At 61.6% G+C, this 26,213-nt stretch carries 30 protein-coding genes; 13 read left to right on the top strand and 17 right to left on the bottom strand.

What is annotated here, in order from left to right; genetic code table 11:
* Positions 1-13: 13 nt before the first annotated feature.
* The 4 genes from I6F37_RS19925 to I6F37_RS19910 all read right to left on the bottom strand — a co-directional run bounded on the left by I6F37_RS19925 (position 14) and on the right by I6F37_RS19910 (position 4,199).
* A complete protein-coding gene (locus I6F37_RS19925) occupies positions 14-1,594 on the bottom strand; it encodes a hypothetical protein (protein ID WP_225152388.1) in 1,581 nt (526 codons plus the stop codon).
* Between the two features lie 356 nt (positions 1,595-1,950).
* Positions 1,951-2,574 carry a DUF1629 domain-containing protein gene (locus I6F37_RS19920; protein ID WP_225152387.1) on the bottom strand — a complete coding sequence of 208 codons (624 nt, stop codon included), beginning with the start codon at positions 2,572-2,574 and terminating at the stop codon, positions 1,951-1,953.
* A gap of 251 nt (positions 2,575-2,825) precedes the next feature.
* Positions 2,826-3,551: a DUF4261 domain-containing protein gene (locus I6F37_RS19915; protein WP_225152385.1), complete on the bottom strand. Its 726-nt coding sequence runs from the start codon at positions 3,549-3,551 to the stop codon at positions 2,826-2,828.
* A gap of 474 nt (positions 3,552-4,025) precedes the next feature.
* Positions 4,026-4,199, bottom strand: coding sequence for a hypothetical protein (locus I6F37_RS19910; RefSeq protein WP_225152383.1), 174 nt, complete (start codon positions 4,197-4,199; stop codon positions 4,026-4,028).
* Positions 4,200-4,529: 330 nt separating this feature from the next.
* Between I6F37_RS19910 and I6F37_RS19905 the strand changes: the two genes are divergently transcribed.
* Positions 4,530-4,730, top strand: a complete 201-nt coding sequence (locus tag I6F37_RS19905) for a hypothetical protein (RefSeq protein ID WP_036007627.1) — start codon at positions 4,530-4,532, stop codon at positions 4,728-4,730.
* Complete coding sequence (locus tag I6F37_RS19900; protein WP_036043971.1) at positions 4,727-4,951, top strand: hypothetical protein; 225 nt, start codon at positions 4,727-4,729, stop codon at positions 4,949-4,951. The genes I6F37_RS19905 and I6F37_RS19900 overlap by 4 nt, the downstream gene beginning before the upstream one ends.
* On the opposite strand, the gene I6F37_RS19895 is transcribed toward I6F37_RS19900, so the two are convergent.
* The 5 genes from I6F37_RS19895 to I6F37_RS19875 all read right to left on the bottom strand — a co-directional run bounded on the left by I6F37_RS19895 (position 4,945) and on the right by I6F37_RS19875 (position 6,993).
* The gene (locus I6F37_RS19895; protein WP_225111966.1) at positions 4,945-5,214 is read right to left on the bottom strand and encodes a hypothetical protein; all 270 of its coding nucleotides are present in this window, start codon (positions 5,212-5,214) and stop codon (positions 4,945-4,947) included. The two genes, I6F37_RS19900 and I6F37_RS19895, sit on opposite strands and share 7 nt — an antisense overlap.
* 125 nt (positions 5,215-5,339) lie before the next feature.
* Complete coding sequence (locus I6F37_RS19890; RefSeq protein WP_225111967.1) at positions 5,340-5,588, bottom strand: hypothetical protein; 249 nt, start codon at positions 5,586-5,588, stop codon at positions 5,340-5,342.
* Between the two features lie 274 nt (positions 5,589-5,862).
* Complete coding sequence (locus I6F37_RS19885) at positions 5,863-6,054, bottom strand: CsbD family protein (RefSeq protein WP_225111968.1); 192 nt, start codon at positions 6,052-6,054, stop codon at positions 5,863-5,865.
* A gap of 332 nt (positions 6,055-6,386) precedes the next feature.
* On the bottom strand, positions 6,387-6,578 hold the full coding sequence (locus I6F37_RS19880; RefSeq protein WP_036007637.1) for a Myb-like DNA-binding domain-containing protein: 192 nt from the start codon (positions 6,576-6,578) through the stop codon (positions 6,387-6,389).
* 187 nt (positions 6,579-6,765) lie between these two features.
* Positions 6,766-6,993, bottom strand: a complete 228-nt coding sequence (locus I6F37_RS19875; RefSeq protein ID WP_225133186.1) for a hypothetical protein — start codon at positions 6,991-6,993, stop codon at positions 6,766-6,768.
* A gap of 130 nt (positions 6,994-7,123) precedes the next feature.
* Between I6F37_RS19875 and I6F37_RS19870 the strand changes: the two genes are divergently transcribed.
* The 6 genes from I6F37_RS19870 (at position 7,124) to I6F37_RS19845 (ending at position 11,675) form a co-directional block, all read left to right on the top strand.
* Positions 7,124-7,321 carry a hypothetical protein gene (locus I6F37_RS19870; RefSeq protein WP_225152382.1) on the top strand — a complete coding sequence of 66 codons (198 nt, stop codon included), beginning with the start codon at positions 7,124-7,126 and terminating at the stop codon, positions 7,319-7,321.
* A 158-nt stretch (positions 7,322-7,479) separates the two neighbouring features.
* A complete protein-coding gene (locus I6F37_RS19865; RefSeq protein WP_225133188.1) occupies positions 7,480-7,800 on the top strand; it encodes a hypothetical protein in 321 nt (106 codons plus the stop codon).
* 50 nt (positions 7,801-7,850) lie between these two features.
* Positions 7,851-8,477, top strand: coding sequence for a hypothetical protein (locus I6F37_RS19860; protein ID WP_036028865.1), 627 nt, complete (start codon positions 7,851-7,853; stop codon positions 8,475-8,477).
* Positions 8,478-8,698: 221 nt separating this feature from the next.
* A complete protein-coding gene (locus I6F37_RS19855; protein ID WP_036007759.1) occupies positions 8,699-8,884 on the top strand; it encodes a hypothetical protein in 186 nt (61 codons plus the stop codon).
* 151 nt (positions 8,885-9,035) lie between these two features.
* Positions 9,036-10,322 (top strand): NRAMP family divalent metal transporter, encoded by a 1,287-nt coding sequence (locus I6F37_RS19850; protein ID WP_225152380.1) that lies wholly within the window; start codon positions 9,036-9,038, stop codon positions 10,320-10,322.
* A 138-nt stretch (positions 10,323-10,460) separates the two neighbouring features.
* Complete coding sequence (locus I6F37_RS19845; RefSeq protein WP_225152378.1) at positions 10,461-11,675, top strand: mandelate racemase/muconate lactonizing enzyme family protein; 1,215 nt, start codon at positions 10,461-10,463, stop codon at positions 11,673-11,675.
* Between the two features lie 94 nt (positions 11,676-11,769).
* Here the strand turns inward: I6F37_RS19845 and I6F37_RS19840 are convergent, their stop codons facing one another.
* Positions 11,770-12,048, bottom strand: coding sequence for a hypothetical protein (locus I6F37_RS19840; protein ID WP_036007648.1), 279 nt, complete (start codon positions 12,046-12,048; stop codon positions 11,770-11,772).
* A 295-nt stretch (positions 12,049-12,343) separates the two neighbouring features.
* On the bottom strand, positions 12,344-12,553 hold the full coding sequence (locus I6F37_RS19835) for a hypothetical protein (RefSeq protein WP_036007651.1): 210 nt from the start codon (positions 12,551-12,553) through the stop codon (positions 12,344-12,346).
* 333 nt (positions 12,554-12,886) lie between these two features.
* Between I6F37_RS19835 and I6F37_RS19830 the strand changes: the two genes are divergently transcribed.
* Positions 12,887-13,303, top strand: a complete 417-nt coding sequence (locus I6F37_RS19830; protein WP_036007763.1) for a hypothetical protein — start codon at positions 12,887-12,889, stop codon at positions 13,301-13,303.
* A 72-nt stretch (positions 13,304-13,375) separates the two neighbouring features.
* Here the strand turns inward: I6F37_RS19830 and rocF are convergent, their stop codons facing one another.
* Positions 13,376-14,353: an arginase gene (gene rocF / locus I6F37_RS19825; protein WP_036028853.1), complete on the bottom strand. Its 978-nt coding sequence runs from the start codon at positions 14,351-14,353 to the stop codon at positions 13,376-13,378.
* A gap of 262 nt (positions 14,354-14,615) precedes the next feature.
* On the opposite strand from rocF, the gene I6F37_RS19820 reads away from it, so the two are divergent.
* The 3 genes from I6F37_RS19820 (at position 14,616) to I6F37_RS19815 (ending at position 16,322) form a co-directional block, all read left to right on the top strand.
* Positions 14,616-14,876, top strand: a complete 261-nt coding sequence (locus I6F37_RS19820) for a hypothetical protein (protein ID WP_036007657.1) — start codon at positions 14,616-14,618, stop codon at positions 14,874-14,876.
* 328 nt (positions 14,877-15,204) lie between these two features.
* The gene (locus I6F37_RS45565) at positions 15,205-15,339 is read left to right on the top strand and encodes a hypothetical protein (protein WP_276573782.1); all 135 of its coding nucleotides are present in this window, start codon (positions 15,205-15,207) and stop codon (positions 15,337-15,339) included.
* 767 nt (positions 15,340-16,106) lie between these two features.
* Positions 16,107-16,322, top strand: a complete 216-nt coding sequence (locus tag I6F37_RS19815; RefSeq protein WP_036028847.1) for a hypothetical protein — start codon at positions 16,107-16,109, stop codon at positions 16,320-16,322.
* A gap of 613 nt (positions 16,323-16,935) precedes the next feature.
* Here the strand turns inward: I6F37_RS19815 and I6F37_RS19810 are convergent.
* Positions 16,936-17,124, bottom strand: a complete 189-nt coding sequence (locus tag I6F37_RS19810; RefSeq protein ID WP_225130304.1) for a hypothetical protein — start codon at positions 17,122-17,124, stop codon at positions 16,936-16,938.
* A 186-nt stretch (positions 17,125-17,310) separates the two neighbouring features.
* On the opposite strand from I6F37_RS19810, the gene I6F37_RS19805 reads away from it, so the two are divergent.
* Positions 17,311-18,144 (top strand): metal-dependent hydrolase, encoded by an 834-nt coding sequence (locus I6F37_RS19805; protein ID WP_050992072.1) that lies wholly within the window; start codon positions 17,311-17,313, stop codon positions 18,142-18,144.
* A 5-nt stretch (positions 18,145-18,149) separates the two neighbouring features.
* Here I6F37_RS19805 and I6F37_RS19800 read toward each other — a convergent pair whose 3' ends face one another.
* The 4 genes from I6F37_RS19800 to I6F37_RS19785 form a co-directional block, all read right to left on the bottom strand.
* Positions 18,150-20,087 carry an adenylate/guanylate cyclase domain-containing protein gene (locus I6F37_RS19800; protein ID WP_225152376.1) on the bottom strand — a complete coding sequence of 646 codons (1,938 nt, stop codon included), beginning with the start codon at positions 20,085-20,087 and terminating at the stop codon, positions 18,150-18,152.
* Between the two features lie 457 nt (positions 20,088-20,544).
* Positions 20,545-21,885 (bottom strand): adenylate/guanylate cyclase domain-containing protein, encoded by a 1,341-nt coding sequence (locus I6F37_RS19795; protein ID WP_036046399.1) that lies wholly within the window; start codon positions 21,883-21,885, stop codon positions 20,545-20,547.
* Positions 21,886-22,122: 237 nt separating this feature from the next.
* Positions 22,123-23,103, bottom strand: a complete 981-nt coding sequence (locus I6F37_RS19790; protein WP_225150506.1) for an ABC transporter substrate-binding protein — start codon at positions 23,101-23,103, stop codon at positions 22,123-22,125.
* Positions 23,104-23,444: 341 nt separating this feature from the next.
* Positions 23,445-26,186: an EAL domain-containing protein gene (locus tag I6F37_RS19785; protein WP_225152374.1), complete on the bottom strand. Its 2,742-nt coding sequence runs from the start codon at positions 26,184-26,186 to the stop codon at positions 23,445-23,447.
* Positions 26,187-26,213 lie beyond the last annotated feature (27 nt).

Below are 26,213 nucleotides of genomic sequence, written 5' to 3'. Positions count from 1 at the left end.
CACTACACAAACGTCATTGCGGCGGAAGCAAAGGCCGTATCCAGCGCGAGAACCATTCCTCGCCATCATCGCGCGGATGGAGGGAGCCGTCCACTCCGAAGATCTGTGGAGGAATGAGATAACTCGGCTCGTCTGCAAACACGCCGATCGGCTTGCTGGGTTGCGGCTGCTGGCCGCGAGCGGCCGGGACAGTCCAATTGCCATACCGATCGTCGAATGCGGTAGACGGCAGATACGGGACTGGCGCACTGCCCGATATAAACACGTTGCCCGCGTTCGTCTCATTCACACGGGCGAGACGCCGGACATCTTCGGGCGCGACTGATGCGCTTAAGCGCGAGACTCCTGATTGAAGCGCTTGCGGCTGCTCAGTTGGTCCCTCAGAGGTCTCGTCCTGATTTCCGCGGTGCCCCATCGCCAAGGGCGTTGCGATCGTTTTGGCATCTTCGTTCGACCAAGGGCCCGCATTCAAGCCGCCAACATAGCTGCTCGTCTGGTCGCGATTGTATGGATCATATGCGGGCGCTCCGGTGGAGAACACTCCTCCGTCGCCAGTCCCAGCAGTTGCCAGCGTCGGTACGCTAGCAGCTAGCCCAGCGACCCCTACCCGAGCCCAGAGAGGCAAGAATTGTGGCGCTAACACCGCAGCCGCAGCAAGTCCCGCTCCCATGTAGAGGCCAGCCGGCGGCGTTGCATGAGACGGAGCGCCGGGGTCCAATATCGGTGAGCGTTCGGAGAATGGAAGGGGCCAACCGGTTGCTGGATCATACTTGAGCACTAAAGGATCCTCGGCCACCCCGGTGGTCGGAGGTAGTTGTCCAAAGCCTTGAGGATTGGTCGCCGGAAATCCCGGCAGCCCGTACGTGATAAGTGGATTGCTAGGAGTAAATCCTTCCGGTTCGTTGATTTCCTCAAGCGAAGGCGGAATAAAACCTGGCAAACGCGTATTGACGAAGGGCGGCACCAGGCCCGGAAGGTCGGGGACGGGTCCAACGTTAGCAAATTGCAGCGAGATAGGAGAGCCTTTCGGCGAACGCTTCAGGATGGCGATCCTCTCTGCCATGCTGAGACCGCTGGTTGGAGAGAGAAGCGGAAAGTCCAAGGCCGCGTCCGCGCGACCGGCAGCGAGGAATTGGTCCACTGTCTCCTGCATCTCCCGGATCTGCGTCTGATGATCGGCGGCGTATGTTCTCCAGTTCTCGAACCATTGCTTGTTCACTGCATTTGCGTTGTCGGTGGTCATTCCCATGGGAGTATTGGCAAATAGATGACCGCTCGCCAGCGCGTACTTGGCGGCCGCCACGAGTGCGTTTACGTCCGACACCAGCTCATCGAGCTCATGCGAGTCACCCGCGAGAGCCGCCGCGTACCTCGGAGATTCTTCTACCGTCTTAAGGTAGTCGCCGAACCCCTGATGATACGCCCCGAGATGGCCTCCAGTATGAGGGCTCGCACCCAGATCGCTTGCCGCCGATTGTACGGAGGGCAAACTCATACGATTTCGAGTTGCGTCAACTTCGAACCGTCCACGTAAAAAGCGGACGACCGGGTGGTCGGCGAAATGCTGAAGTAAAATGTGGTGATTTTGAAACATGAAATTGCGGGCTCCTGCCGTGCGCCGGCATCCGAGCTGCTCCTGAATGCAGCCGGCGTTCTGGTTTGAATGCTGTTTGGATGGCCTGCAGCGGGGGAGGCCGGCCGCTGGATTTGCGGGTTGTATCGTCCGACGTGCCGGTAAACGTTGTGGCACGAAGCTGTTGCCGACGTCGGCATCTGCCGGAAGGCTTCGGGACAGCGGAGCGCTTGGCTACATCACGTAGATCGGGGGAATCCCCCGCGCCAACAACGCGCAAGCACCTTCGGACGCGGGCGGTTTCAGGTGCGTTGATAGATCATTGAGTCTTGGGAGACTTCCGACGGCATCTCAGTGCAAGAACGCTACGGCTGGGATTAACCCCAATTGATGTAGGGATTTCCAAATCTAAGACCTTTCAGGCCGGCAGCCTTACAAGCGTCCTTCATTGCTTGATCACAAACAACTTCGTTCAAAAAGCGGGCTCGGAAGATATGAGCCGAACCGATGACCTCTTCGCGAAAGACGAACGTGGAATCCAGCGCCGCACCGTCGTACTGCCTGAAATCAGTCCCATCGTACAGGACTTTGAAGTTCGACTTCTCCTCATCGATGACATCGAGCTCACGGACGATATCGCAAAGCCAATATACCGGTGCTTCTCCTCTCAATGACCGCGTTTCGCATCTCAGAAAAGCAACCCCCTCTCTGTCCACCGACTCGAGAACGTTTTTCATTCGATCGGACACGAGCCAAAAGTCGTGAAATGGCTCCCAGTCGGCCGGCGGCCGCCCGAGAGATCTGGCGATCAGCAGCCGTGGCGTTTCTAGGAGCGGAGGAAAGCTTCGCTTGCCTCGTGGTGAATACAGCACCGGGCCAACGCCCAAGGCGTCGAAATTTTCCATGTTCCAACCGGGCGACGTGCCAACCCTAATATCCCGTTCGAACTTGTATAGCTTTGACGCCTTTTTCATTCGCGCTGCAATACCTGACTCGGGCATCGTTTGTCGCTCCCTTGCCTATCGCTCGGCCCACGGCGCTTCTCAGAGCTTTGAAGTTCTCAAGCCGATTTCTTTGCGCACCATGGACTTGCACGTGGAACAAGGCTTGCGCGCAACAATAAAGCCCGCGGCTTCCCGCGAGCTTGATCGGCCTTTCTCCATGATGCCATTCTGCCAGTGTTTTGCCCGACGTGTCAAAGCGATTTCGAGCAGTGCAACTACCATTCGACACGTGCAAGAAGTTTGGGAGACTAGTGCTCGAATTCATCCGTACAATAGAACACCGGCAGACCTCCAAAAACATCAGAGTTCTTGTAGCGCACTGCAATCCGCTCGCTCGCACTTGCTCCGATCGTATCACCGTCCTTCACCACGTTTCCGTGCTCGATCAGATACACGGAAAGTCCTGCCACCTTGTCGAACAACGCCGGAATCGCGAGCTTACCGGTCACGAATTCGATCTCGCGGCCGACAAACGCGGACAAGCCCATCGTGATCGCTCCGATCTTCGCACCTGACCGGAACGGAAGAATGTCGACCCATAGTCTAAAGGGATAGTCCGGATACGGTGCGAGCGACCAGCGAGACGCATCGAGCCATAGATCGGCCGGCTGTGCCACCCGGCCCGCCCACACCACGCCGCAACATTCCGGCACGGTGGCAATCAATGCACCGATGACTGCAGTCGTAAGGCGGGCGGCGACCAGCGGCTGCTCAGATTTTCCGAGCAGCGAGACGATGATGTGGCCTTGATGGTTCGTTGCCACAGCCTCGCTTTCGGGCCAAGTTCGCGCAGCGCGCGCCCAAAGCCCCGGATCCTGCGGGATGGGCGCCGGCATCGACATGACCGCAACAAGCTCGTTGCCACAGCGGATGAGCGGCGAATTCGCTTGAGCCGGTTGCAGCTCGTCATCGTCCGGCGCCTCTGCTGCCAATTCCGGATGGCGGGCGTGAAGAACTTTGGCGACTGCTGACATGTCAGGCGTCACCGGTCTGCTCAACAGGACAAAAGAGAGAAGCGAGCTACTCATCAACGACCCCGCAGAAAATTCCAGTGTGAGTCACACTTCGGCTGTTCGCCCAGAGGTTGAAACAGAAAACCTCTTTAGAACAAATAGGGAACAATGTCAATCGGCGTTTTCCGCTCGCTCCGGGTGAGCGCAAGACAGAAGGGTTCACGCAGCAACAAGAAATACCGCGCGCTGTCGCCAGAGTCACACCCGGGGAGCACCACCAGGAACAACCGGCACCCCACCGCGTTGCACCGCCCATGCACGGATCAATGGCCGATCCTCTGTTGGCGCGCGCCGATGCCGCCCTCCTCTAAGCAGAACGGCTTCGCCTCGCCCTGACACGTCAACGCGCGTTCGCCCGCGCGATCTGCGACGACGCCGAGCAAACCCGCACCCTGCAGGCCGGCCTGCTGCCAACCATCGCGATCGCGTTGACGGTCAACGCTCCTCGGTCGGCGTAGCGTCGCCCTCGCGCTGGAAAGGCTCGTGCGTCCTACGTCCCAGAAACGTATCGGGTGGCGTCTGCTTCAACAGCTCGCGGCATTCGCGCACGATCCGGCGCATGTATTCGGTCTGCTCACGGTCGGCTGGCAACGGCCGATAGACGGTCATCGCGGTGCTCCCCTTGCTTTGCAGGCGGGAGCGCGCTCGGTCTCTCAGCCACCGACGCCTACGGACAAAGCCTTGGCCGGTGATGCAACATCAACTAACAGAGGTTGCCTCTGTTCACTATTGAACTTTAGGACTCGCGCGGTGCAAATTGAGTAAGCCGCTCAACACGCTCAAGCTTCTCGCGAAAATTAATCCGCGCAACATATCAAATGATGTGACTCCGCTGTGCCGGAGGCGTAAGGTAAATTCATCACCGCAAGGCCCGTGGCATCGATCGGTGATGAGAACGCCAGTTGCGCTCCCGCCCTACTCTAACGAGGGAGCACGCCGATGCAGAAGCGGCGTCGATTCAAACAGACCACCACCTTGCGCGAGAGACTCGCGGACGAAGCGGAGCGCTGCCGCGAGGAAGCGCGCAAATTGGCCCCTGGCCCTCGGCGCGACATGCTGCTGCGCCAGGCGCGCCGCGACGAAACCGCCATGCAGATCGATTCCTGGCTGCGCTCGCCCGGCCTGAGGGCGCCGACATGATGCAATATCGCGCTTATCTCATCGGCGAGAACGGCGTCTTCCGCTCCGCCGAAGCGTTCGAAGCCCCGTCCGATTCCTCCGCGGTCGATTTTGCGAAGCGGTTCACGCGGCTCGGCAAGGTCGAGGTCTGGCAGCTCGGCCGAAAGATCGCGGTGCTGGACTCCGAGCAGCTCTGCCCGCCCCTGCCCGAGCCGTCCCGGCCGACGCTGACGCGTCAATGACCGCGTGACTGCGGGCGCGACCTGAGATCTTCGATCTGGAAATTGAACTTCACCTGCATGACCGGGCCCGTCGCATCGCGCACCTCGATCGCCATTTCCTGCCGGTCGCCGGTGGGCGGCGCGCCGAGCATCGCATCGCGCGCAAAGTCGGCAACGGACTTGGCGGCCTCGGCCTGAACCGCACGCGCACTGGACAATTCCAGTCCCTCCTCGTCCAGCGCAATTCCCTTGTCGTCGCGAAGGTCAAAGTAATATCGCGTCATGACCGTAATCCTCTGCCCCCTATAGCGCAGAGGGCGAGCGAAGGTTGCAAAGAACCGCAAAAAATCACTTTGGAAATCAGCAGGTTCCGGGAACACCGGGCGGCACGCGATCGGGCCGCGCCGGCTCACTCCTCCGCGAGCTTGTGCTCGATATAGGCGTCCACCGTCTCGGCGAACGAGCGCTGCACGCCGACCGCGGCATCGTGCTGGTCCAGCGCATCGCGTTGAAGCACGCGCAGGCCCCGCCCGCGCATGCTTAACGGTGCGGTGTTGAGGTACTGGTCGATGGCGCCCTTGGCAAGCGGGATGGCCTTGGGATCGCCCCTGGCGATCAGGAGCCTGAGCAGGCTCTGGCATTCGGCCAAACCGGGCATGGCGTCACTCACCTCTGCTGCGATTTCGGCTTCGGCCGCTGCGCCGGCTGAGTGTGGGTGCCAAACAGCGCCAGCAGCAGCGCGACTTCTTCCTTCGAACCGATCTGGATCATGATTGTCTCTCCGTTTCGCTTGGTTGGTCGGCCCCGGCGGGCGCCGAGTTCAGGACGATCTGGTTTCAGCACTGTTTCAGGCGTGTTTCGTCATCGCCCTGGGCTTGGCAGAAAAGGAAAAGCCGCCCTGAGGCGGCCAGTTTCAGACTTTCCTTTTTTGGCTATTTCTTGAGGGCGTCAGAGGCGTCCCGCGCTGCGTCCTTCACATCTCCAGCGACGTTGTGGGCGGATCCCTTGGCCTTATCCATCTTGCCTTCGGCTTCGAGGTCCTTGTCCCCGCTAAGCTTGCCAGCCCCCTCCTTGATCGCGCCTTTTGCCTTGTCAGCGGCGCCCTTCACATGTTCACGGTCCATGATCGTTATCCTCCTTGTCTAGAAGACGAGCACAACGAAAACGCTGCGCTGTCGTTCCTGCGAGACGCGCACCACACGAACAACGGTCGATTGCGATGTCCATGAGCTGTTTACGCAGCTTGTACTTGTTGCTCGCCGCGAGTGTGCAAAAGTGGACAGACAGGGCCGTTGAGGTTTGGTTTAGCTCCTGTATTGGACTTGTAATTCTTACTTGCGATCGGCCCGGACGCTCACACTCCGGGTTTTTCGCTTGGTGTCCTAATCCGCCTTGAGCGTGAAGCAGACACCGACCCGCTGACCGAGTGTCGACGAGTCCACGCCCCCAGCACGCGCTATTTGCCGCGCCTCTGCGTCACGCCGCGCAGCGCGATGCCGTGCTGCCAGGCCCGCACCCGCACGGCGGCTTCGCTCCGGTTGAGCTCTGCGGCAATCTCGTCGGGGCGGCGTCCGGCTTCGGCCAGCGCTTTCAGCCGCTCATGCTCGTCCGCCGTCCACCTCTTCAACAAGGGATAGCGTGATTGCATGGCTGGAGCTGGCTCACCCGTCGTTTATAGCGCTGGCGACAATCGGCCGGGACGGACCAAGTTCCTATCTGGCCGCGCGTGGCGGACCGACACTAATGAACTTTGCAGAAATTAAGCCCGCGACGGATCGCTCCGCGCGGGCTTTGTCTCGAGCGCAGGCTCGGGTGAGACTTTCGCTCTCAGTGCATCAGTTCGAGGTGCAGACCTTGACGGTCTTCATGCCGGCCTCGGCTTCCGCCCTGGTCTTGTACACGGTATCGCCGCTCACGACCGTCGTTTCCGTGGTCGTCGGCTTCGACTCGGTGATGGTGCACTTCTTCGTCTTGACGTCCTGCACAACGTAGAACGATTGCGCAAACGCGGGAGCCGCAACTGACGTCAGCACGGCGGCAGCAATGATCGCTTTGATGTTCATCGTGTCCTCCTCCAGCAGCCCGGTCCTCCAGGCGTGTGTTCTACAAACCCGACAAATTGCCACTTGTTCCCGGCCATCGCCCCCGAACCAACTCCGGGGGATTGCGTTAGCACGCAAACAGGAGGCTTCGATGCTGGACGTGCGGCTGATGACAACTTCCCTGGCGCTGCTGGTTGCATTGATGAGCGTAGCGCCGGCCGAGCCCGTCAAGGAACAGGCCGCACCCGTGGTTCAAAGCGCCGCTGAAGCCCGCCCCATCCGCGTGATCCTTCCGGCGCCGTGGGAGCCCACCAAGGGCCAGGCCGAGTCTGTGCAATCTTCAAAGTAGCAGGTGGCGGACGCATGTCCGGCCGCGGCGGCAACTCGCTCGTCGTCGTGACCAACGAGCCGCGACCGAAGAGCCGCAGCAAACTCATCCAAACCAATAGCAACCAATCCGACTCTCACTTGTTGTCGCCCGCACAATCACTTGCAGGAGACAACAACATGAAACATCTGACAGTTCTGGCCGCAACCTTGTTGCTGCTTGGTTCGGTGCCCGCGGGCGCTCAGTCGCAGCCGGCGCAAAGCGGGCCGGGCAACAACGCCGTGAACAGCTCCGACCAAAACAACTCCAACGCACCGGTCGCGGGCCGCAACAGCTTCACCGAGGGACAGGCGAAATCGCGGATCGAGGGCGCGGGCTATTCCAACGTCTCCGGCCTGCAGAAGGACAACGAGGGCGTCTGGCGCGGCAAGGCCGACAAGGCCGGCACCAAGACCGACGTCAGCGTCGACTTCCAGGGCAACGTCAACCCCGCCAAGTAATTCGCGCAAGTAACTCGCGCAAGTCATCCGCGACATCAGGAGATCCAGACATGACGACGACCATCTCTCGCCTGTACGACAATTACGCCGATGCCGAGCGGGCCGTGACCCGGCTCGAAAGCGCCGGCGTGCCGCATTCCGACATCAGCCTCGTCGCCAACAATTCGGACAATTGGTACGGCTCACGCTCCGGCAAGGTCGATCGTGACCGCGACGGCACCGATGATCGCGCCGAAGGCGCCGGCACGGGTGCCGGCATCGGGGCCGGGCTCGGCGGCGCCGCCGGCCTGCTCGCAGGTCTTGGCCTCCTTGCCATCCCGGGCCTTGGTCCGGTGGTCGCGGCCGGATGGCTCGCCTCGACGGCGGCCGGCGCGGCTGCCGGCGCGGCCACCGGCGGAATCATCGGCGCCCTGACCGAGGCCGGCGTCTCCAGGGAAGACGCATCGCGTTATGCCGAGGGCGTCCGCCGCGGCGGCACGCTGGTGTCCGCGAGGGTGCCGGACCAGGACCGCGCGCGCCTCGATGCGCTTCTGCACGAGCGATCGGTCAACCTTCAGGAGCGCAGCGCCGCATGGCAGAAGTCCGGCTGGACCGACTTCGACGCCGCAAGCCCGCCATTGTCGCCGGAGGATGTCGTCCGCGAGCGCGAACTCTACGGCGTAGGCTCGCGGCGATAGGGCGGTAAGCTCTGACACGACAAAGGCCCCGCGGTGCGGGGCCTTTTTGATGTCGACGACCGGTCATCACGCCGGCACGGTCGATTGTGCCATCTTGCCGGTGTTTTGCCCGACGGGTCAAACTTTATCTCAAATGCCGCAAAGCGGATTGGCCGAAGTGAAATCTCTTCGCCTCATGCTGGGACATGTCGCCTGGACGGGACAAGCCGGAGAGACCTTCGATGTATTACGTCGCCGCTGCATTGCTGGTGCTGTCGGGACTGTTCTATTCCGCCAGCCGTCATGAGCTCGGCCAATTCGGCGCGGACGTGTGCAGGTATGGCGGCACGTTCTGCGACAACCCGGTGGTTCTCTTCACCGGCGCGGCGCTGGCCGCGGCCTGGGGCATGTTCGTCAGCATCAGGTAGGCCGATGATGGCAATATAGCCCTGTTTTGCCCGACGGAGCAAACTCGACTTAGCATTTTCGGAAATCAGCCGCCCGCTTCGGCAGCGGGAACTTATGGTATTCGATTCGCATTTGCTAAAGACGACGTCCCGCACCCGTTCGAGCCCGTTGATGAGCGACAGCGCCCTCACCCCGACGAAATCCGCGCCGACGCTGTTGCAACGGCTGGGCCCCGGCCTCATCACTGGAGCTGCCGACGACGACCCGTCGGGTATCGCCACCTATTCGCAGGCCGGCGCCCAATTCGGCTTCGGTCTCTTGTGGACCGTGTTTCTGACCACGCCGTTCATGATCGCGATCCAGCTCGTCAGCGCGCAGATCGGCCGCGTCACCGGCAAGGGGCTCGCCGCCAACGTCATGCGCGTCGCGCCGCGCTGGGCGGTGCTGGCGCTGGTCTCCATGCTGGTCGCCGCGAACACGTTCAACATCGCCGCCGACATCGCCGCGATGGCCGAGGCGCTCTCGCTCGTCATCGGCGGCCTCAACCACGAGCACGCGCTGAGCTTCGCGGCCGGCTCGACCCTGCTGCAGGTGTTCGTGCCCTATCGCCGCTATTCGCCGGTGCTGAAATTCCTCACGCTGGCGCTGTTCGCCTATGTCGCGACCGCCTTCACGGTGCAGATTCCCTGGAGCACGGCGCTGCTCGCCGCAGTCTGGCCGAAGCCGAATGTCAGCGCCGATTATCTCCTGATGGTGGTCGCCGTGCTCGGCACCACCATCAGCCCCTATCTGTTCTTCTGGCAGGCCTCGCAGGAAGTCGAGGAGATGAACCAGGGCGAGCGCGACAAGCCGCTTCGCCAGCTCAAGCGCGGCGGCGATCACGAGCTCGACCGCATCAAGACGGACACCATCTCGGGCATGCTGCTCTCGAACGGCATCGCCTTCTTCATCATCCTGACCACCGCATCGGTCCTGCACGCAAACGGCATCACCAATATCGGCTCGGCGACGGAAGCGGCCGAAGCGCTGCGGCCGCTGGCCGGCGATTTCACCTTCGCCCTGTTCGCGACCGGCATCATCGGCACGGGCCTGCTCGCCATTCCCGTGCTGGCGGGCTCGGCGGCCTATGGCGTTGCCGAGATTTTCGGCTGGCGCGCCACGCTGGAGGCCAAGCCGGACGAGGCGGCCGGCTTCTACACCATCATCGCCGCGGCAACCCTGATCGGCTTCGGCCTCGGCTTCACCGGCATCGACTCGATCAACATGCTGGTGTGGAGCGCGGTGCTCAACGGCATCGTCGCCGTCCCCATCATGGCGATGATGATGCTGATCGTCTCGAACCGCACCATCATGGGCCGCTTCAGGGCCCGCTCCTGGCTGATCGCGCTGGGCTGGCTCGGCACCGCAGTCATGGCGCTCGCCGTTCTCGCTTTGCTCGGCTCGTCGGTGATCGGCTGACGCAAGGCCTGCTTCGGACGCGCTGCCGCGCCGCATCTCTGCATCTTCCCGCCGCCCCGCGCTTGGCTTAACAATGCGGTCCGGGCCCGGCTCAAGATCGGGCGACAAGAAAAGCCCGGCCGGGCGACAGGGAGCGACATGACCAAATCTTCAAAAGCAACGAGCCTCGAGATCCTCGCCTGCGATGCCGGCTGGAGAAACTATCATTTCGTCAAGCTGACGACCGAGGACGGCATCGTCGGCTGGAGCGAATTCGACGAAGGCTTTGGCTCGCCCGGCGTCGGCGCCGCGATCCAGCGCCTCTCGGCGCGGGTCATCGGGCAGAACGTCTTCCAGCACGAGCGCATCTTTGCCGAATTGTTCGCGGCGACGCGTCCTGCGGCCGGCGGCGTGGTGGCGCAGGCGTTAGGGGCGATCGAGAATGCGCTGCTCGATGCCAAGGCGAAATCGCTCGGCGTCCCCTGCTATGAGCTGCTCGGCGGCAAGATCCGCGACCGCGTCAGGGTCTACTGGTCGCATTGCGCCACGTGGCGCATCAACCACCCGTCCTGGTACAAGCCGGCGATCGAAACTCTCGACGGCGTCAAGGCGATGGGGCGCGAGGTGCGCGAGAAGAAGTTCACCGCGCTCAAGACCAACATCTTTTCCTATGACGAGGGCAAGCCGACCGGCTGGCGTCCCGGATTCGGCTCGCCCTTCGCGCCCGAAATCAACGTCGACCGCAAGATCCTGCGCGACCTGCACATGCATCTGGAAGCGATCCGCGACGGCGCCGGCCCCGACGTCGACATCCTGCTCGACTGCAACTTCAACGCCAAGACCGAAGGCTACTTGAAGATCCTGCGCACCATCGCCGACCTCGACATGTTCTGGGTCGAGATCGACAGCTTCAATCCGGAAGCGCTCGGCTATATCCGCAAGCAGAGCCCGCACCCGATCTCGTCCTGCGAGACGCTGCTCTCCTTGCGTGAATTCCTGCCCTACTTCCACGCGCAGGCCATGGATGTCGCGATCATCGACACGCCCTGGAACGGCGTCTGGCAGTCGATGAAGATCGCCGCGGCGGCCGAAGCCTTCGAGGTCAACGTCGCCCCGCACAATTTCTACGGCCATCTCTGCTCGATGATGAACGCGCATTTCTGCGTCGCGGTGCCGAACCTGCGCATCATGGAGATCGACATCGATCGTCTGTCCTGGGATCGCGAGCTGTTCACGCACGAGCCGGAGATCGAGAACGGCCATCTCATCATCCCGAACCGGCCCGGCTGGGGCACCGAGCCGAACGAGGAAGCCTTGCGGGCCCATCCGCCGAAGACGAGTGGCGGGCTCCTCAACTACGGCCGCAAGAGCTGAGAGGCTGAAGCATGATCCGGAAAAGTGTCTAGCGGTTTTCCGAAAAGATCATGCTCAAACGATAACCTAAAGCGCGATGACGATTCATCGCGCTTTACGGCGTCACGGGATTGACGGTTGGAGACGTCTTCGGCCGCTGCGGCTCGATCGGCGATTTCGGATCGGTCGGGAGCACCAGGGCCCCAGCGGCCCGTGCCGCTTCACCCGTGGTCGCGTACATCGCGACGTGGGCCGGCTGTGTCTTGGCCCGGCTCCACGGGCCGTGGTCGACGATCAGCATGGCCGCAATCGTCACGCCCGCCACGATCAACGCCATCACGCCGGGGTGACGCAGGGCTCTGGACATGGAGTACGCGAAGCGACCGTTTGCCATCGAAGGGTCCGCAATTTTCCTATCGCAGGTTAATTCGGTCGAGCCCCCTCCGGTTCCCCTACTGTTGCGGCTCGTAGCGTTGGGCGATGCCGCGCCGGTCGTGGCCTCGCGCGAGGCGACGGGGTTGCTGGGTGGAGTTCCCGGCTCGGACACTCCGGGCGCAAGCTCTATCCCTCGCACACGACGCGCAAAACCGTCACGATGGTCGCCGAGATGAGACATGAAATCGCAAGCAGGGTCCAACTCGGCCTCGTGCTCGTGCGGGCCACGCGGACAACGAGCATCTTCATGCACGTCAACATTCATCCCTGGGAAGGCGGTGCAGGTAGGCTATCCCGAAAGAGGCGAGCTCTTCGGTATCGCTTGGGTGCTCTTCCCACCTCCTCTGCAGATGGCGTTCCAGCAGACAGCGCCTTGTGTCGTGCGCGGCGACCTCGGGGTGCCGCGCCCGGTACACCGTCCAGGCGGTGTCCGCGGCGTTCTTCAAGACCATGTCGTCGTCCATGCCTGCTCTCCGGAAATCCGAACTCGTGGCGTCCCAACTTAAGGACACGCTCCAAAGTTTCCGGTTTTTCCCGGTGTTCGACCATTTAATGATTCAGGGGCGATTTGATCGGATTCTTTCTCGGCGCGCCGCGCGCCGCTCGGGGCAGTCCCGAACCTCTTGGAGGCATTTGGTCGAACTGATGGGAACTGCAGGCGTCGCCGTCCTAGCCCCGAATTCTCGGTGACGCCGTCCCGACGCCGAGCACCCATTGGCTCTCGCCACCGGCCAGCAGCAACCATTGCTTATTCTTCCCGTTATTCCCTGGGGCAATGCGACGTGAGAGGTATGTTGATGAAGAAGATTGCAATGTCAGCCCTGATGGCCGGCGCTCTAGGCCTGAGCTCGATCGCAGCAACGTCTCCCGCCGAAGCCCATTGGCGAGGTTGGGGACCTGGCATCGCCGGCGGCCTGGTCGCAGGCGCCGTCATCGGTGGCCTTGCCTCCTCCGCCTACGGCTGGGGACCCGGATATGGCTACTATGGCGGTCCCCGCTATTACAGTGCCGGTTACTACGGCGGCCCCTACGCCTACGACTACGGATACGACGAACCCTATCGATGGGGCGGTGGCTACACCACCACTTACTACACGGCGCCTGTATCCTACGGCTATCGCTATCGCCGCGTCGTGCGCCCCGCCTACGCCTATTACGGTGGGTCCTATCCGGTCGTTCGGCACCACTGGCATCGGCACCACCGCCATTGGTGAGAGCAGCCGATCAGGCGCCACGAGAGCCGCGCTCGACCTGGGCGCGGCCTTTCGCTTGCAGACCAGCGGCCATCATTCGCCCGGCGCGATGGCATTGCTCGGCGTCGGCCGGTCGGTGATCTGCTGGCCGAACAGGCTGCCGATCAGCTCGACTGCCGTGCGCGCGGTCCGGCCGCGTTCGTCCAGGAACGGATTGAGCTCGACGATATCGACCGATCCGACCACGCCGGAATCATGCAGCAGCTCCATGATCAGGTGCGCCTCGCGATACGTGGCGCCACCCGGCACGGTAGTGCCGACGCCCGGCGCCACGGAAGGATCGAGGAAATCGACGTCGAAGCTGACATGCAGCACGCCATTGCTTGCCTTGACCCGTTCGATGACACGGCGGATCAGGACGGCGACGCCGAACTCGTCGATCTGGCGCATGTCGACGACCCTGATCCGGCGCGTGCGCATCAGCTCCTTTTCGAGCTTGTCAATCGAACGCGCGCCGAACAGATCGAGCTTGTCCGGGCCGATCGAAGCGCGTGGATCGTCGCCGAGCAGGCCGTCGAGCCCGGGCTCGCCGCACAGGAACGCGGCCGACATGCCATGCATGTTCGCGGTGATCGTCGTTTCCGGCGTGTTGTAGTCGGCATGGGCGTCGAGCCACAGCACGAACAGTTCTCGGCCGCGCTCCTGCCAATGCCGCGCCATGGCATTGACCGACCCCATCGACAACGTGTGATCGCCGCCGAGAAAGATCGGCAGCGCACCTGATGTCGCGATCTCATAGCCTTTGCGGCTGAGGACGCGCGTCCAGCGCTGGATTTCGCGGTAGTGATTGGCCTTTTCGGGCGGCCGGTCGGCGAGGTCCCGGACTTCGGCTATGGACAGATCGCCATAATCGACGACCTCGAAATCGAGGCTTTCCAGCAATGTGGCAAGGCCGGCGGTGCGCAGCGCCGCAGGCCCCATCAAGGTGCCGCGCTGCGAAGCCCCCATGTCGATGGGAGCGCCGAGCAAGGCGATGCGCCGGGGTCGATCCGTCATGGTCCGGTCGGTCACGGCTGCCTCCTGACGTCAGCAAGGTTCACCCAGCCTAACAGAGATTCGCACCCGTCGTTTCCCGGGGAGCGCGCAAGCCGCCGGCATATCATCCGGAACAAAATTCCCTGCGCTGAATTGCTCATCCAAGGCCGGCACCCGCCGTCAATCACGGCGCCTGTCGCGGATAGCCAAAGGTCACCAAGACCCGCTGTTCAAAACGAGCGCTCGCGCGGATAGCCAAAGGTGCCGGCTTCGATCATCACGCCAGGAGGTCGCGTCCTTGAGCACGGAGATACCGCAATCCTCGTCCCAGCCCGGCATGGCCGAGCGTGCCATCGATACGGCCGCGGACGTCTCCCGCACCATTGGTGAAGTCGCCGGAGGCCTGCACGCAGCGGTCGATCGCCTCACCTCCGCAGTCGAGGAATCGCGCAAGCCCGGCGGGGCACTCGCGACGGTTTCCGCGATCACGCGCGAAGCACCGCTTGCCAGCCTGTTCGTCGCCTTCCTGTTTGGCGTCGCGGTGGCGCGCCGGCGGTAGCTGTTCTGCGATCGCCCTCTGGGTGAAACCGTCCTGCGTCAGGCCTGGCTCGGCGCTGCGGTCCGGCCTCGGAGCCGATCTACGTCAGAGCCAAGCGGAGTGCTACTTTTACCAACGAAAGGTCAGCGCCACAGAGTGTGGCGCCAGCATCGCCTTATACGGTCGAGAACGGCTAATCTAGCTGATGCTTCACGAAAGCGGCACTTACGTGAAGCTGCTCGCCCCCGACGAAAATCTCCTCGCTTTATAATAGGAACGTCTCCGTTCCGGATGCCTTCCGGAAAGCAACGAGCCGGAGCTCCGCCAACAGTGCCGTGCTGCTGTTCACTTGCAGGGCAAGCCCGACGGATCGGCCCGCTATGCCGAGCACGTCAATTGCTACGTCCGCAATGGCGCGGAATATCCCAGCCTTGCCGCCCTGCTCCGCGCGATCGAGGCCGAACACGCTTACAACGACACGTGATATGTAGGTGGTCCTCAGAACAGTCCCTACGCTCTTCTTCACTGGCTCAGATCAGACCCACGATCATCAAGACTCCGATCTCAATCATGAGGAGCGTAGCCGTTGCCGCGGAGATGAGAAACAAATCACCTAATGACAGGTGCATGATTTGCCTCACAATTTGCCCTAGAAGCGGCCCTTACATCCTTGGAACGGGGCGACAGGGCGGGATGATGGGGCCGCTTCTAGGAGGTCCTTGACGCGTTCATCCGGCGCCAAGCGGCCCTCATTCTAATCCAAATTTAAATCTCGTCCAGCATTTAATTCATTTAAAATGGCGTATTATATTAATATTTAATTGCGCCAGGACTTGAACGATGCAGTCCGCTGGGGAATTAGTTTCTTTACGGCGAGCTATCTATCTGCCCGAGCATGCGAGGGACACAAGCTGTGGCTGGCGACAGCCGGCAAGCAAGCCTCCTCGGGGCCTGACTGGATCCAAGACGATGACCGAATGCTGGCATGCGTGACAACGAGCGCGTGCGGCTGCTCTCTCTCGCAATGGCACCGAGGGACCAAGCGGTACCTGGATCGATGAGGCGGCTCTGAAGAATCGCCAGACAAGGAACCAGCCCGGCGCCAGCGCAGTGCTCTGCGGGCACAAGCAGCTTTAATCTGCCCGGCGCATGAGATTGGCTTCGGCGAAAAGCGGTGGCGAGCGGGAACGTTGAGACGGAGCTGAGGTTGATCGAAAAAGAAGAGATTGGCGGCGCCAGCTGAGCACACTGATGGACAAGACCTTCGTCTATGATGCGTTGAGGCAGGTCGAGCGCGATGTAGTTGAAGGAGAACGACGCCTTGCAGAGCAAGAGAGAGCGATCCTTCAGTTGAAGCGGGAAGGAAAGGATACCGCTACCGCTGAAATAGAGTTGGACACATTGCGCAGAGCCCAGCGTGTTCTTGATCAGGACCGACAACGCCTCCTTTCGCTGTTACAGCCTTGAACGGGTGACGGCATTCGACGCCTCTGTGCGTTAGAGCATGATCCGGAAAAGTGCGTAGCGGTTTTCCGATAAGATCATACTCAAACAATAACCTAAAGCGCGATGACGATTCATCCTAATCGCATCGCGCTTTGGTGCATCGTGAAAATCGCTGCGGAGCCAAAGCTGACGCGAACCAATGTCCCTCAACGCTGTTGTCTGCGACCGCCCCCTAGTGAGACCATCCTCCGTCAGGACTGGCTCGCGCTGCGGTTCGGTCCCGGAGCCGAGTACCGAAGGCACTATTCGTCGCATTGCCGCGGTGGCACCTGCCAACGGTAGACTTCACCTTGAAGGGTCGAATGCTGAGCGCGGCTCGCGCAAGCGTCCGCCGATTGCGTTCGCGATGTCGCCGTGCTTTAGGCAGCAGCACGGCCGCTTGAGCAACTTGCCAACGCGAACAGCCTAACGTCTGCCGTGGGGTCATAAGCGCGCTTCACGCGCGAGCCGCCCCTTTCCTTGGCACGAATAGCCAGCGCAGGCAGATCATCGCCTTATGCGTAAACGCCGCGCAGTCGTTTGAGGGTGCGTTCTGTCAGAAAGCCGGAAAGCCGGGACGGGTCTGCTGGTGGATTCAGTCTTTTTGTTTCTCGCCTGCGCTTCTTCCATCAGAGCTTTTCGAGCGCTCTTCGAAACGATCAGCGCCCTTAGCTAGATCCTGCCCCATCTTGCTCTCGGTTTTTTCTTCCTCCTTGGAAGCTGCTTCGCGCAAGCCTTCAGCGGCCCGTTTCCCCGCTTTTGATGATTTTCGTTCGTCGTCCATTTTTGGCTCCCTCCTCATCAAGATGCTTACCAGCTGCTGGTCCTCAGCTGAGATGGACAACGTTCCAATTAGATCGTCTGAACATGGTTCCAAGTTCCGCGGGGCTCTCAGTCGGATCGCGTGCGACTCCGTCGAATACCGTGATAGAGTAATCACGAAAGCAGAAGCGGTTGTTCGGAGTTTCCAATGAAAGCCAAGTGGGCTCTCTTTGTGAGCTTCTTTCTCGTGATCGTCCCGGGCTATCCCGCAGCCCAACCGGTGGAAGTGCTTTGGCTTGGGCACGCAACGACCCGCATCACTAGTGTCGCCGGCAAAGTGATAGTGATTGATCCCTTCCTCACCAGAAACCCGAAGACGCCGCCTGAGTACCGGGACTTGAAGGCGATTGGAAAAGTGGACCTGATCCTAGTGACGCACGGCCACCAGGATCATATTTCCGATCTCCTCGATCTGGCACGTCTGACGGGCGCCAAGGTTCTTGCCAATTACGAGTTCGGACGAAATCTTGTCGCGCTGGGTCTCCTTGAAGAGAACAACGTCATTGCCATGAATAGGGGCGGCATGGCCGAGCCGCTCGGCCGGGGCGTCAAGATCCATATGGTGCCGGCCGATCACAGCTCGTCGCTCGACTACAATATTCTCGGCATAAGGAACCCTGACCAGTCAGCATCCATCCGGCAAGGCGGAGGGGCCGGAGTTTCCGTTGGCTACGTGATTGAGATGGAGAACGGCTTCAAGGTCTACCACACGGGCGACACCAGCGCCTTTGGCGACATGGCGCTCATTCGGGAGCTCCACAACCCGGACCTCGCGCTGGTGTGCATCGGGGGCTTTTTCACCATGGGGCCTGACGAAGCCGCTTACGCGGTTCGGGAGCTGATCAAGCCGAAAGCGGTGATACCAATACACTACGGCACCTTTCCGGTGCTGAACCGAACCCCGGCCGAATTCAAGAAGGCTTTAGGATCTACTAGTGTCCAGGTCTTGGACGTCGCCCCAGGTCAGGTAATGAGATTTTGAGGCCGCTAATCGGGCACGTTGGCGAGTCTAAGGCCCGTCGCCATGCGTTCCCAATCCGCTGAATCCTTGAAGGGATACCAGAAAGCAGTTCCTCGAATAGAGAGTGGGTCTAGTCCCTGTCGATTCTTCTCGGCCAACGAAAAGATCCGTTCAGCGTCCGCTTTCCGGCCCAAATGGCCGTAGGCGGCGAGAAGCACACGATAAGCCCATCGGTCGTCTGAATTGAGAGCGATAGCCCGCTCCAAGCTTGCCGCTGCACTTTGAAATTGCTCCAACCCGAATTGGGCCAATCCGAGTTCATAAAAGTAAGAAGGTGGGGAGAATGGATTGAGCCGCATGCCATGGAGGACGAGCTCAAGAGCCTTGGCCGGCTGACCGGCTAAGCTCAACGCTCCAGCGAGCGCGACGTAGGCGTTCGCGTCGTTGGGATCCATGCTGATTGCTCGCTCTCCCTCTTTGATCGCCTTCTCGTGCATTCCTTGCTGAGACAGAATGGCCGAAGCGACCTGATGATTGAGGGAAATCGGAGACTGTTGTGCTTTTGTGATGTACTCTTCAGCCTTCAAGCGCGCATCGTGCACCGATCTTAGCCCGAACCTCTCTTCCTGCCATTGTCTCCTTGCAATCTGCCAGTATGTGGCCGCGAGCGCAGCAAAAGCACGAGAGTAATTCGGCTCGATTTCGATCGCTCGCTCGAAGTGGCCGATCGCCTCGCGCGCGGCCTTCGGATTCTGCTGAAGGTACCTGTTCCAACCCTTCAGGAATTCGTCGTAGGCCACCGGGTTTTCGGTGCGCTTGGTGGCGATTTGCCCCTGCTCCTTGGATGTCAACTGAACCGCCAATGTTCGCGTGATCTTGCCGGCGATTTCGTCTTGCAGCCCGAAAACATCTCCCATCGCGCCCTCGTAGCGATCTGCCCAGAGCTGCCCGCCGCTCGCCGCATCGACCAGTCGAACGTTGATGCGAATCCGGTCCGCGGCTCGGCGCACGCTGCCTTCCACCACGTAGCGGACCCCGAGATCCGCAGCGGCCTTTCGCACGTCCACGGCAGTGTTCTTGAAGGTAAAGGTGGAGTTGCGGGCGACGACGAAGAGCCCGGCCACTTTGGAAAGCTCGTTGATCACATCATCGGTAATCCCATCCGAGAAGTATTCTTGGGCTTTGTCGTCGCTGAGATTGGAGAACGGCAGCACGGCAACTGAGGGTTTGTCGGACCGCACCGGGGTGCTGTCGCCCGCGTTCTGCACCCCGCCTCGCTGCTGGGCCCCCATCCACCACACGGCTCCGCCCGCGCTCGCAAGCACCAGGGAAGCGACGGCGATCGCAGCAAGGGCAATGCTTCGCGCCCGCTGCGACGCGCCATCGTGCGCGGTCGGGTCGGCGAAGCCCGTCCGCGCCGAGCCCAGGCTCTCGCTCGAAACAGCGTAGGCCTGGACCGCTCGGTCGATGTTCTTGAGTTTTTTAAGACCCAGATTCTTGAAAGAGAATGGGAGCGCCTTGTGGACCTGCTCGTAGACGGCGCCCGAGATGCACACGCCCCCTGGCTCGGCGACTTCTTGGAGCCGCGCGCCGACATTGACCCCATCTCCAAGCAGATCTCGCCCGCGCGCTACGACATCCCCCACGTGAATACCGATCCGGAACTGGACACGCCGGTCTCGAGCGATCTCTCGTCCCATTTCTAGCAGTCGACCCTGGACCGCAACGCCGCATTGAACGGCATCGACCGCGCTCGGGAACTCCGCCAGGACGCTGTCACCCGCAGTGTTGGCAATCCGGCCCCCATGCTCCTCAATGAGAGCGTCCATGACCTCACGCGCGCTGGCGAGGCTTTTCAAGGTGCCAAGTTCGTCCAGGCCTACCAATCGCGAGTAGCCCGCGACGTCCGCCGCAAAAATCGCGGCAAGGTGCCGCTCAACCCGTTGTTCCTGCCGCAGCGGCATCCATCGTCAGCCTTTGGGGTGCCTAGCAATTCTGCAGCTTGAGATGCAAGGTTTCAAGGCACAGCGGGGTACGAAGCGAGGCTTTGGTACGTGAGGGTCGGCTGTCCGGCGAGTCGACGCCCAGCGGACGCCACCGCTGACACTCGGACCGGCTTGAATCAGGACTGATGTACTCCGTCCGGACCCCAGTCGCTGACGTCCGACCGGTGATCCGTCGTCAGGCAGGAAAGCCTAGCCGGGTACGTTCGAGTAAGGCCGTGTTGGCTCGGGCAGCTCCTTGTCGTCTGCATTCATTCCATTGCGGCAGGTCGGCTTTGGGGCAAAGGCTGCCCTCGGCGGCTCCGGCGACGGTTTCCCCTCAGCCCTCGGAAGCGGACGCTGCGAGCCTAAGAGGCGAAGTCAGCGGTGGGCCAAAAGCGGTCATCGGTGCGTTGACCGCATGGCGGGTGAAGACGTGCTAGGTCGTTACCGCACGGAACAGACGCCATTTGTCGGGCACGCCTTTGAGAATGTGGCGGCCGCGCTCCTCAAACGTCAATCCAGAGCCTGCCACGAGATCGCGAACCGTCTGTGAGACCAGAACTTCACCCGGGGCAGCTAGCGCGGCCACACGTGCACCAATATGCACGGCAATGCCAACAATATCGTGAGCGACGAATTCGCACTCGCCGGTATGCAAACCGCAACGGACCTTCAGATCGAGTGGGCGCACCGCGTCGCCGATTGCGCTTGCGCAACGCACAGCGCGCGCAGGGCCATCGAACGTGGCAAGGAAACCGTCGCCGGCGGTATTGACTTCGCGGCCGCGATACTGGCCGAGCACGCCCCGAGCTTTGGCATAGAACGCATCCAGCAGCACGCGCCAGGCGCCGTCGCCGAGAGCGGCCGCGCGCTCCGTCGATCCCGCAATGTCGACAAACAGCACAGTTGCAAGCACCCTGTCCGGCTCCGCTGCTTGCCGATGCCCGGTGACGAACTCTTCGACCTCATTGATAATTGCATCCTGATCGCCAACCCAGACCATATGGTCCTGACCGCTGAGCTCAATCAGTTTGGCGCAAGGAATCTGCTGCGCCATGTAGCGCGCATGCTTCACGTCAATGACGCGCTCATCGGTGCGATGCAAAATCAAGGTCGGCACACGCGTCACGGGTAGGATGTCCCTGACATCGATCTCCCGGTTCATGCGCATGATCGCCGATGCCGCGCCTGGGCTTGCCGAGGCCCTGAAGTAGGCGGCGGTTTGCTCAAGTGCCTGCTTATTGCCAGCGAGGCTAGGCGCCCACATCAGCAAACTCATCGCATCTGCCGAACCCCAATGGTGCTCAATGTCATCGAGGAAAGCGCTCCACTGCGCATCGGTCCACGCGAATGCGTAGTCAGGGGCCCACGAGCGTCGCGCATAAGTGCCACAAAGCACCAGAGCTGACGTGCGTTCGGGATACGTAGCTGCATAGAGCAGCGACATCGGACCGCCCTCGGACACGCCAAACAAGGTGGCCCGCTGAGAACCAACCTGGTCCAGCACCGCCTGCACGTCGTGCATCCGCTGTTCAAGCGTGAAGATCTGGGAACCGCGATCGGACATTCCGGTGCCGCGCTTGTCGAACGTGATGACCCGCGCAAACGTTGCAAGCTTGCGGAAAAAGGAAGCGCGTGCCGGCGATTGCCAGAGCGCTTCGACATTGGAGACAAAACCTGGGACGAACAGCAGGTCGCGCGGACCGTCGCCCATCACCTGATAGGCAATATGGACGTCGTCACTTTTGACATAGTGAGTGGCCGGGATGTCAGCCATGGTGGCCTACTGCGTGACAAACCGCGGGCGCGAGTGTCGCACCTCATTCCGCGTCAGGCTAGCGAAATTCGGTGGAGAATTTGGCTGCCGCCCACCCGTAAGTACCGGCGCGACTGGGGAACCAGGTGCGGCCGCGATGTGCGTTTCGGGTCAAACGCGACCGGTCCGGCCGATCTTGCTCACCAATGTGACACGATGGGCCATGAACGGACTCATGCACCGCAGCAAACAACAGCTCTATTCGATCACTTCATCTGCGCGGGCAAGCATCGACGGCAGCAAAGCTAGGCCAAGGGCCTTGGCGGTCCTCAAGTTTACGACGAAGTCGAACTTGGCCGGCTGCTCCACCGGAAGATTAGCGGGTTTTGCTCCACGCAAAATCCTGTCGACGTATTCGGCAGCGCGGCGATACAAATCCGTAAAATTCGGCCCATAAGACATGAGGCCACCCGCTTCGACGTGCTCTCTGGCGTTGTAGATTGTTGGCAGTCGCGCTCCCATTGCTAAAGTCTGGATCCGATCGCGGTGGGTATTCACAAGCGGATCGGCAACTATATACAATGCCCCTGCACCACCTTTTAGCGCCTCGAAGGCAGACGGGATGTCCTCTGCTTGACGAATTGTGAGGATGTCGGTCTCAAGACCAAGCCTCGCCGCCGCCGCTTGCACTTCACTAAGCTCCAGTGCGGACAAGGAATTGCCAATGTTCCCAATAGCTGCCAAACGCCGAAGACTTGGAATGGCCTCGCGCAAAAGTTCTAGGCGCTTGCCGGCAAGATCGGTTGCTACCGTCGAGAGGCCCGTGACGTTGCCGCCAGGTTTCGCCAAACTCGCAACCAGTTTGTTTGCAACTGGGTCTCCCGCCACCGCGAACACGATCGGGATAACCGATGTTGCCTGCATCGCCGCGATAACGTTTGCGGTCCCCGAGGTTACAATGACATCGACTCTAAGCCGAACGAAATCCGTCGCAAATTTAGCGAAGCGTTCACTGTTTCCTTCGCCCCACGCATATTCAATCGCGACTGTTCGCCCCTCGATCCATCCGAGTTCACTCAGTCGCTTCAAGAATGCAGCAAGCCGTTGGCGCTCGACCGAAGGGGTGCTCTGACCCAAGAACCCGATGGTTGGCAATCGAGGGGATTGCTGCGCGCGGCCCGTTACCGGCCGCACGGCCACCAGACCAGCAAGAGCACCAAGCAAATCCCGGCGCCTCATACGTACCTCAACCGCAGACGACGGCATCATATGACTGAGGCCAGCGTTTTGGTAGGGATGAAACCGGCTTCGCCGCGGTCCGATGTCCGAGTTGGGTCAAAAGCTGCCCTGCGCACTTCAAGAGGCCTCTCCGCTCAGCTTTCGAAAGCAGACCATGCGAGGCCAATCCCCGTGGCGCATTTTTCGCGCTCAGATCGCGATGCGAACTCGCGGGAAGCAAGGAATGTGGGCACCGTCACTGGACGCTGAATACCGGATGTTGACCCGCGCGACGGTGCTCGCCAAGACAACCAGCCTCCATTCGGAGTGCTGGTGTCAACGCGCAGGCCAAAGCCGCTCGCTCAGGCGGCGCTGACAGTCTCGAGCTCAGCCGCCAGGAACTGTCTCTCGAATGCCTCGCCGGGCATCGGACGGCCGAAGAAATAGCCCTGCCCTTCCTCGCATCCCATGCTGACCAGGAAGTCGGCCGTTGCGCGGTTCTCGATGCCTTCGGCGACGACGGTGAGACCGAGCTGCTTGCTGAGGCCGATGGTCGACCCGACGATGGCGGCGTCGTCGGAATTCGACAGAAGACCGAAGACGAACGACCGGTCGATCTTGAGGCCGTCGAGCGGAAATTTCTTGAGATAGCTCAGGCTCGCATAACCGGTGCCGAAATCATCGAACAGGATCCGGACGCCGAGCTCCTGAATTCGCTTGAACATTTCAAGCACGCGGCGCTCGTCATGCAGCAGGATGTCTTCGGTGACTTCGATCTCGAGCAGCGACGGCGTCAGCCCGGTCTCTTCGAGCAGCGCTGCAACGGAATGCGCGAGGTCGCCGGACTGAAGCTGCGAGGGTGAGAGGTTGATCGCGACGCGCACATCGCTGCCGGACAATTCCCAAGCTCGCGCCTGGCGGCAGGCGGTCTCCATCACCCAGTTCGCGATCCGCTCCGACAGCGCAGAGGTGTTGACAACAGGCATGAATTCGGCCGGCGAGACGTAGCCGCGCAACGGATGCCGCCAGCGGATCAGCGCCTCGGCCCCGACCAGGCTGCCGTCGATCAGACGAACTTGCGGCTGGTAGAACAGCTCGAATTCGCTGCGGTCGGCGGCAAGCGCCAGCTCGCCCTCCAGCCTCAAGCGGTTCTCGAGCTCCTGCCGGATCGCGGCTTCGAATACGACGTGGCCGCCGCGCCTGGTCGCCTTGGCTTTCGTCAGCGCGAGATGGCCGTTGCTCAGGAGGTCATCGGCGTTGCTCCCGCCTTCAGGATAGACGGCGACGCCAACGCTGATCTTGACCCGGTGCTGGCGCGTGCCGGTTGCGAGAGGGGCTTCGAACGCGCGCGCGATTCGTTCGGTCACCGCCGCGACCGGCTCGGTGATCTCTGCGCAATCGATCGCGATGGCAAATTCGTCCCCGCTGAGCCGGGCGACGATCGCCTTGCCACCGACCTCGCTCCGGAGCCGCTCGGCGACCGCGCGCAGCACCAGATCGCCGGCGGAGTGCCCTAGCATGTTGTTGATCTCTTGGAAGCCGTCGAGCCCGAGCACGAGCAACGCGACGCTCGAAGACCGTCGCTCCGCCGCGGCGATCAGATCGGTCAGGCCCACATGCAGCATGTTCCGGTTGGCCAGCCCCGTCAGCGCGTCATGTTCGGCGAGATATCGAATGCGTTCGGCTTCACGTTTGCGCACGGAGATATCGCGCAGGATGGCACCATATTGAAAGCCGTCCGTTCCCTGCCAGCCCGAAAAGCTCGCCTCGACCGGGAAGGTTTCGCCGTTCTTGCGCCGGCCTTCGAACTCGACGACGACGGCGCCGCCCGGAACCAGGAGCGCCTGGCGCGCGGCGTCGTGCATGGACGGTCTTGCACCGGCGTGTGCCGGCAAAGCGCACAGCGTTTCGAACGGGCGGCCGATGATCTCGGCCGGCATGTAGCCGAAGATCGCGCTGGCGCCGGGATTCCAGACCGTGATGCGGTGATCCTCGTCGGTGCAGACCAGCCCGTCGCCGAGCGACATCGCGATGCGATGAAAGCGGCTCTCGGCGATGCGTCCGAGCAGGCTGCGGAAGTCGATTTCGTCGAGCGCAATCGCGGTCAGGTAAGCGACGATGGCGATGTGGAACAGCGACGTATCGATGACCAGGGGCCATCTTGCCTGCACAAGGATTGCGGCCAGCTCGACCACCGCCCCGGCTGCGATCAGGATTGCGACGCGAAGTCCTGGCGCGATACGGCGCCACGAATACAGCATCAGCAGGCAGATTGCGCCCAGTCCGACCACCATGCCGACATCGGAGGTCCAGCGCAGGGTCCGGTTCTGAAGGATCGATTCAGCGGCGAGCGCCTGGAGGACTGGCCCCGAGATGATACTGCCGTTGGGAACGCTGAAACGGTCGCCGAGCTCGAGCGCCGTGGCGCCAATGATGACCTTCTTGCCTTTCAGCTTGTCGAGCGTGGCGCGATCGCCGCGCAGCACGTCGACATAGGAGACGGCGGGAATGGAGGGTGCGCGAATGCTGAAATCGATCAGAAAGGGCGGTCGCCGATTGGCGTCCTGTCCCGCCAGCACGACGGCCATCGAAGGCATGAAAGCATCGCCGAGCTTCTCGCCGAACGGATAGCGGCGAACCAGCCCGTCGGATTCGATTGCGACATTGACGAGAGCCGGCCACGACTGGTTGCTGAACGCCTTCAGCGGCCGGTTGACGTGGGCCGGGCCGCCCCTCGGTGTCGGCTGCTTGAAGGATGGCAGGATCGTCGAACCGCCGGCGTCTCGCAATGCCTTGGCGAAGGCCGCGTCGGAGGCGGGATCCGACGGCGTGCTGAAATCGACATCGAAGGCAACCTCCTGCGCGCCTGCCGCTTCCAGCCTTTGCAGCATTTCGGCATGGAGACGCCGTGGCCAGGGCCACACCCCGATCTGGTCGATCGACGGCGCATCGATACCGACCACGACGATGTCACCGGTGGCCGCACGCGTTTGCCACTTGAATCGAAGATCGGTGAGCGCATTGCGAAGCGCAGCGTGCCAGCCCGTGGACAACACCACCGCGAGCGCGATCACGACAAGAACATGCGGCCGATAGCGTTTCACCCGAGCCTCCCCCCACACCCGCCCCGA

Origin of the sequence: Bradyrhizobium sp. NBAIM08, assembly GCF_020193935.1 — a bacterium.
In the GTDB taxonomy this organism is placed as follows: domain Bacteria; phylum Pseudomonadota; class Alphaproteobacteria; order Rhizobiales; family Xanthobacteraceae; genus Bradyrhizobium; species Bradyrhizobium yuanmingense.
The sequence above is the reverse complement of the archived record's forward strand: the minus strand, read 5'-3'. Positions and strand labels throughout refer to the sequence as shown.

What these genes read in the sequence shown, in the direction of transcription:
- I6F37_RS19925 (WP_225152388.1), bottom strand. Translation starts at nt 1,594, where the DNA reads ATGTTTCAAAATCACCACATTTTACTTCAGCATTTCGCCGACCACCCG.
- I6F37_RS19920 (WP_225152387.1), bottom strand. Translation starts at nt 2,574, where the DNA reads ATGCCCGAGTCAGGTATTGCAGCGCGAATGAAAAAGGCGTCAAAGCTA.
- I6F37_RS19915 (WP_225152385.1), bottom strand. Translation starts at nt 3,551, where the DNA reads ATGTCAGCAGTCGCCAAAGTTCTTCACGCCCGCCATCCGGAATTGGCA.
- I6F37_RS19910 (WP_225152383.1), bottom strand. Translation starts at nt 4,199, where the DNA reads ATGACCGTCTATCGGCCGTTGCCAGCCGACCGTGAGCAGACCGAATAC.
- I6F37_RS19905 (WP_036007627.1), top strand. Translation starts at nt 4,530, where the DNA reads ATGCAGAAGCGGCGTCGATTCAAACAGACCACCACCTTGCGCGAGAGA.
- I6F37_RS19900 (WP_036043971.1), top strand. Translation starts at nt 4,727, where the DNA reads ATGATGCAATATCGCGCTTATCTCATCGGCGAGAACGGCGTCTTCCGC.
- I6F37_RS19895 (WP_225111966.1), bottom strand. Translation starts at nt 5,214, where the DNA reads ATGACGCGATATTACTTTGACCTTCGCGACGACAAGGGAATTGCGCTG.
- I6F37_RS19890 (WP_225111967.1), bottom strand. Translation starts at nt 5,588, where the DNA reads ATGCCCGGTTTGGCCGAATGCCAGAGCCTGCTCAGGCTCCTGATCGCC.
- I6F37_RS19885 (WP_225111968.1), bottom strand. Translation starts at nt 6,054, where the DNA reads ATGGACCGTGAACATGTGAAGGGCGCCGCTGACAAGGCAAAAGGCGCG.
- I6F37_RS19880 (WP_036007637.1), bottom strand. Translation starts at nt 6,578, where the DNA reads ATGCAATCACGCTATCCCTTGTTGAAGAGGTGGACGGCGGACGAGCAT.
- I6F37_RS19875 (WP_225133186.1), bottom strand. Translation starts at nt 6,993, where the DNA reads ATGAACATCAAAGCGATCATTGCTGCCGCCGTGCTGACGTCAGTTGCG.
- I6F37_RS19870 (WP_225152382.1), top strand. Translation starts at nt 7,124, where the DNA reads ATGCTGGACGTGCGGCTGATGACAACTTCCCTGGCGCTGCTGGTTGCA.
- I6F37_RS19865 (WP_225133188.1), top strand. Translation starts at nt 7,480, where the DNA reads ATGAAACATCTGACAGTTCTGGCCGCAACCTTGTTGCTGCTTGGTTCG.
- I6F37_RS19860 (WP_036028865.1), top strand. Translation starts at nt 7,851, where the DNA reads ATGACGACGACCATCTCTCGCCTGTACGACAATTACGCCGATGCCGAG.
- I6F37_RS19855 (WP_036007759.1), top strand. Translation starts at nt 8,699, where the DNA reads ATGTATTACGTCGCCGCTGCATTGCTGGTGCTGTCGGGACTGTTCTAT.
- I6F37_RS19850 (WP_225152380.1), top strand. Translation starts at nt 9,036, where the DNA reads ATGAGCGACAGCGCCCTCACCCCGACGAAATCCGCGCCGACGCTGTTG.
- I6F37_RS19845 (WP_225152378.1), top strand. Translation starts at nt 10,461, where the DNA reads ATGACCAAATCTTCAAAAGCAACGAGCCTCGAGATCCTCGCCTGCGAT.
- I6F37_RS19840 (WP_036007648.1), bottom strand. Translation starts at nt 12,048, where the DNA reads ATGGCAAACGGTCGCTTCGCGTACTCCATGTCCAGAGCCCTGCGTCAC.
- I6F37_RS19835 (WP_036007651.1), bottom strand. Translation starts at nt 12,553, where the DNA reads ATGGACGACGACATGGTCTTGAAGAACGCCGCGGACACCGCCTGGACG.
- I6F37_RS19830 (WP_036007763.1), top strand. Translation starts at nt 12,887, where the DNA reads ATGAAGAAGATTGCAATGTCAGCCCTGATGGCCGGCGCTCTAGGCCTG.
- I6F37_RS19815 (WP_036028847.1), top strand. Translation starts at nt 16,107, where the DNA reads ATGGACAAGACCTTCGTCTATGATGCGTTGAGGCAGGTCGAGCGCGAT.
- I6F37_RS19810 (WP_225130304.1), bottom strand. Translation starts at nt 17,124, where the DNA reads ATGGACGACGAACGAAAATCATCAAAAGCGGGGAAACGGGCCGCTGAA.
- I6F37_RS19805 (WP_050992072.1), top strand. Translation starts at nt 17,311, where the DNA reads ATGAAAGCCAAGTGGGCTCTCTTTGTGAGCTTCTTTCTCGTGATCGTC.
- I6F37_RS19800 (WP_225152376.1), bottom strand. Translation starts at nt 20,087, where the DNA reads ATGCCGCTGCGGCAGGAACAACGGGTTGAGCGGCACCTTGCCGCGATT.
- I6F37_RS19795 (WP_036046399.1), bottom strand. Translation starts at nt 21,885, where the DNA reads ATGGCTGACATCCCGGCCACTCACTATGTCAAAAGTGACGACGTCCAT.
- I6F37_RS19790 (WP_225150506.1), bottom strand. Translation starts at nt 23,103, where the DNA reads ATGAGGCGCCGGGATTTGCTTGGTGCTCTTGCTGGTCTGGTGGCCGTG.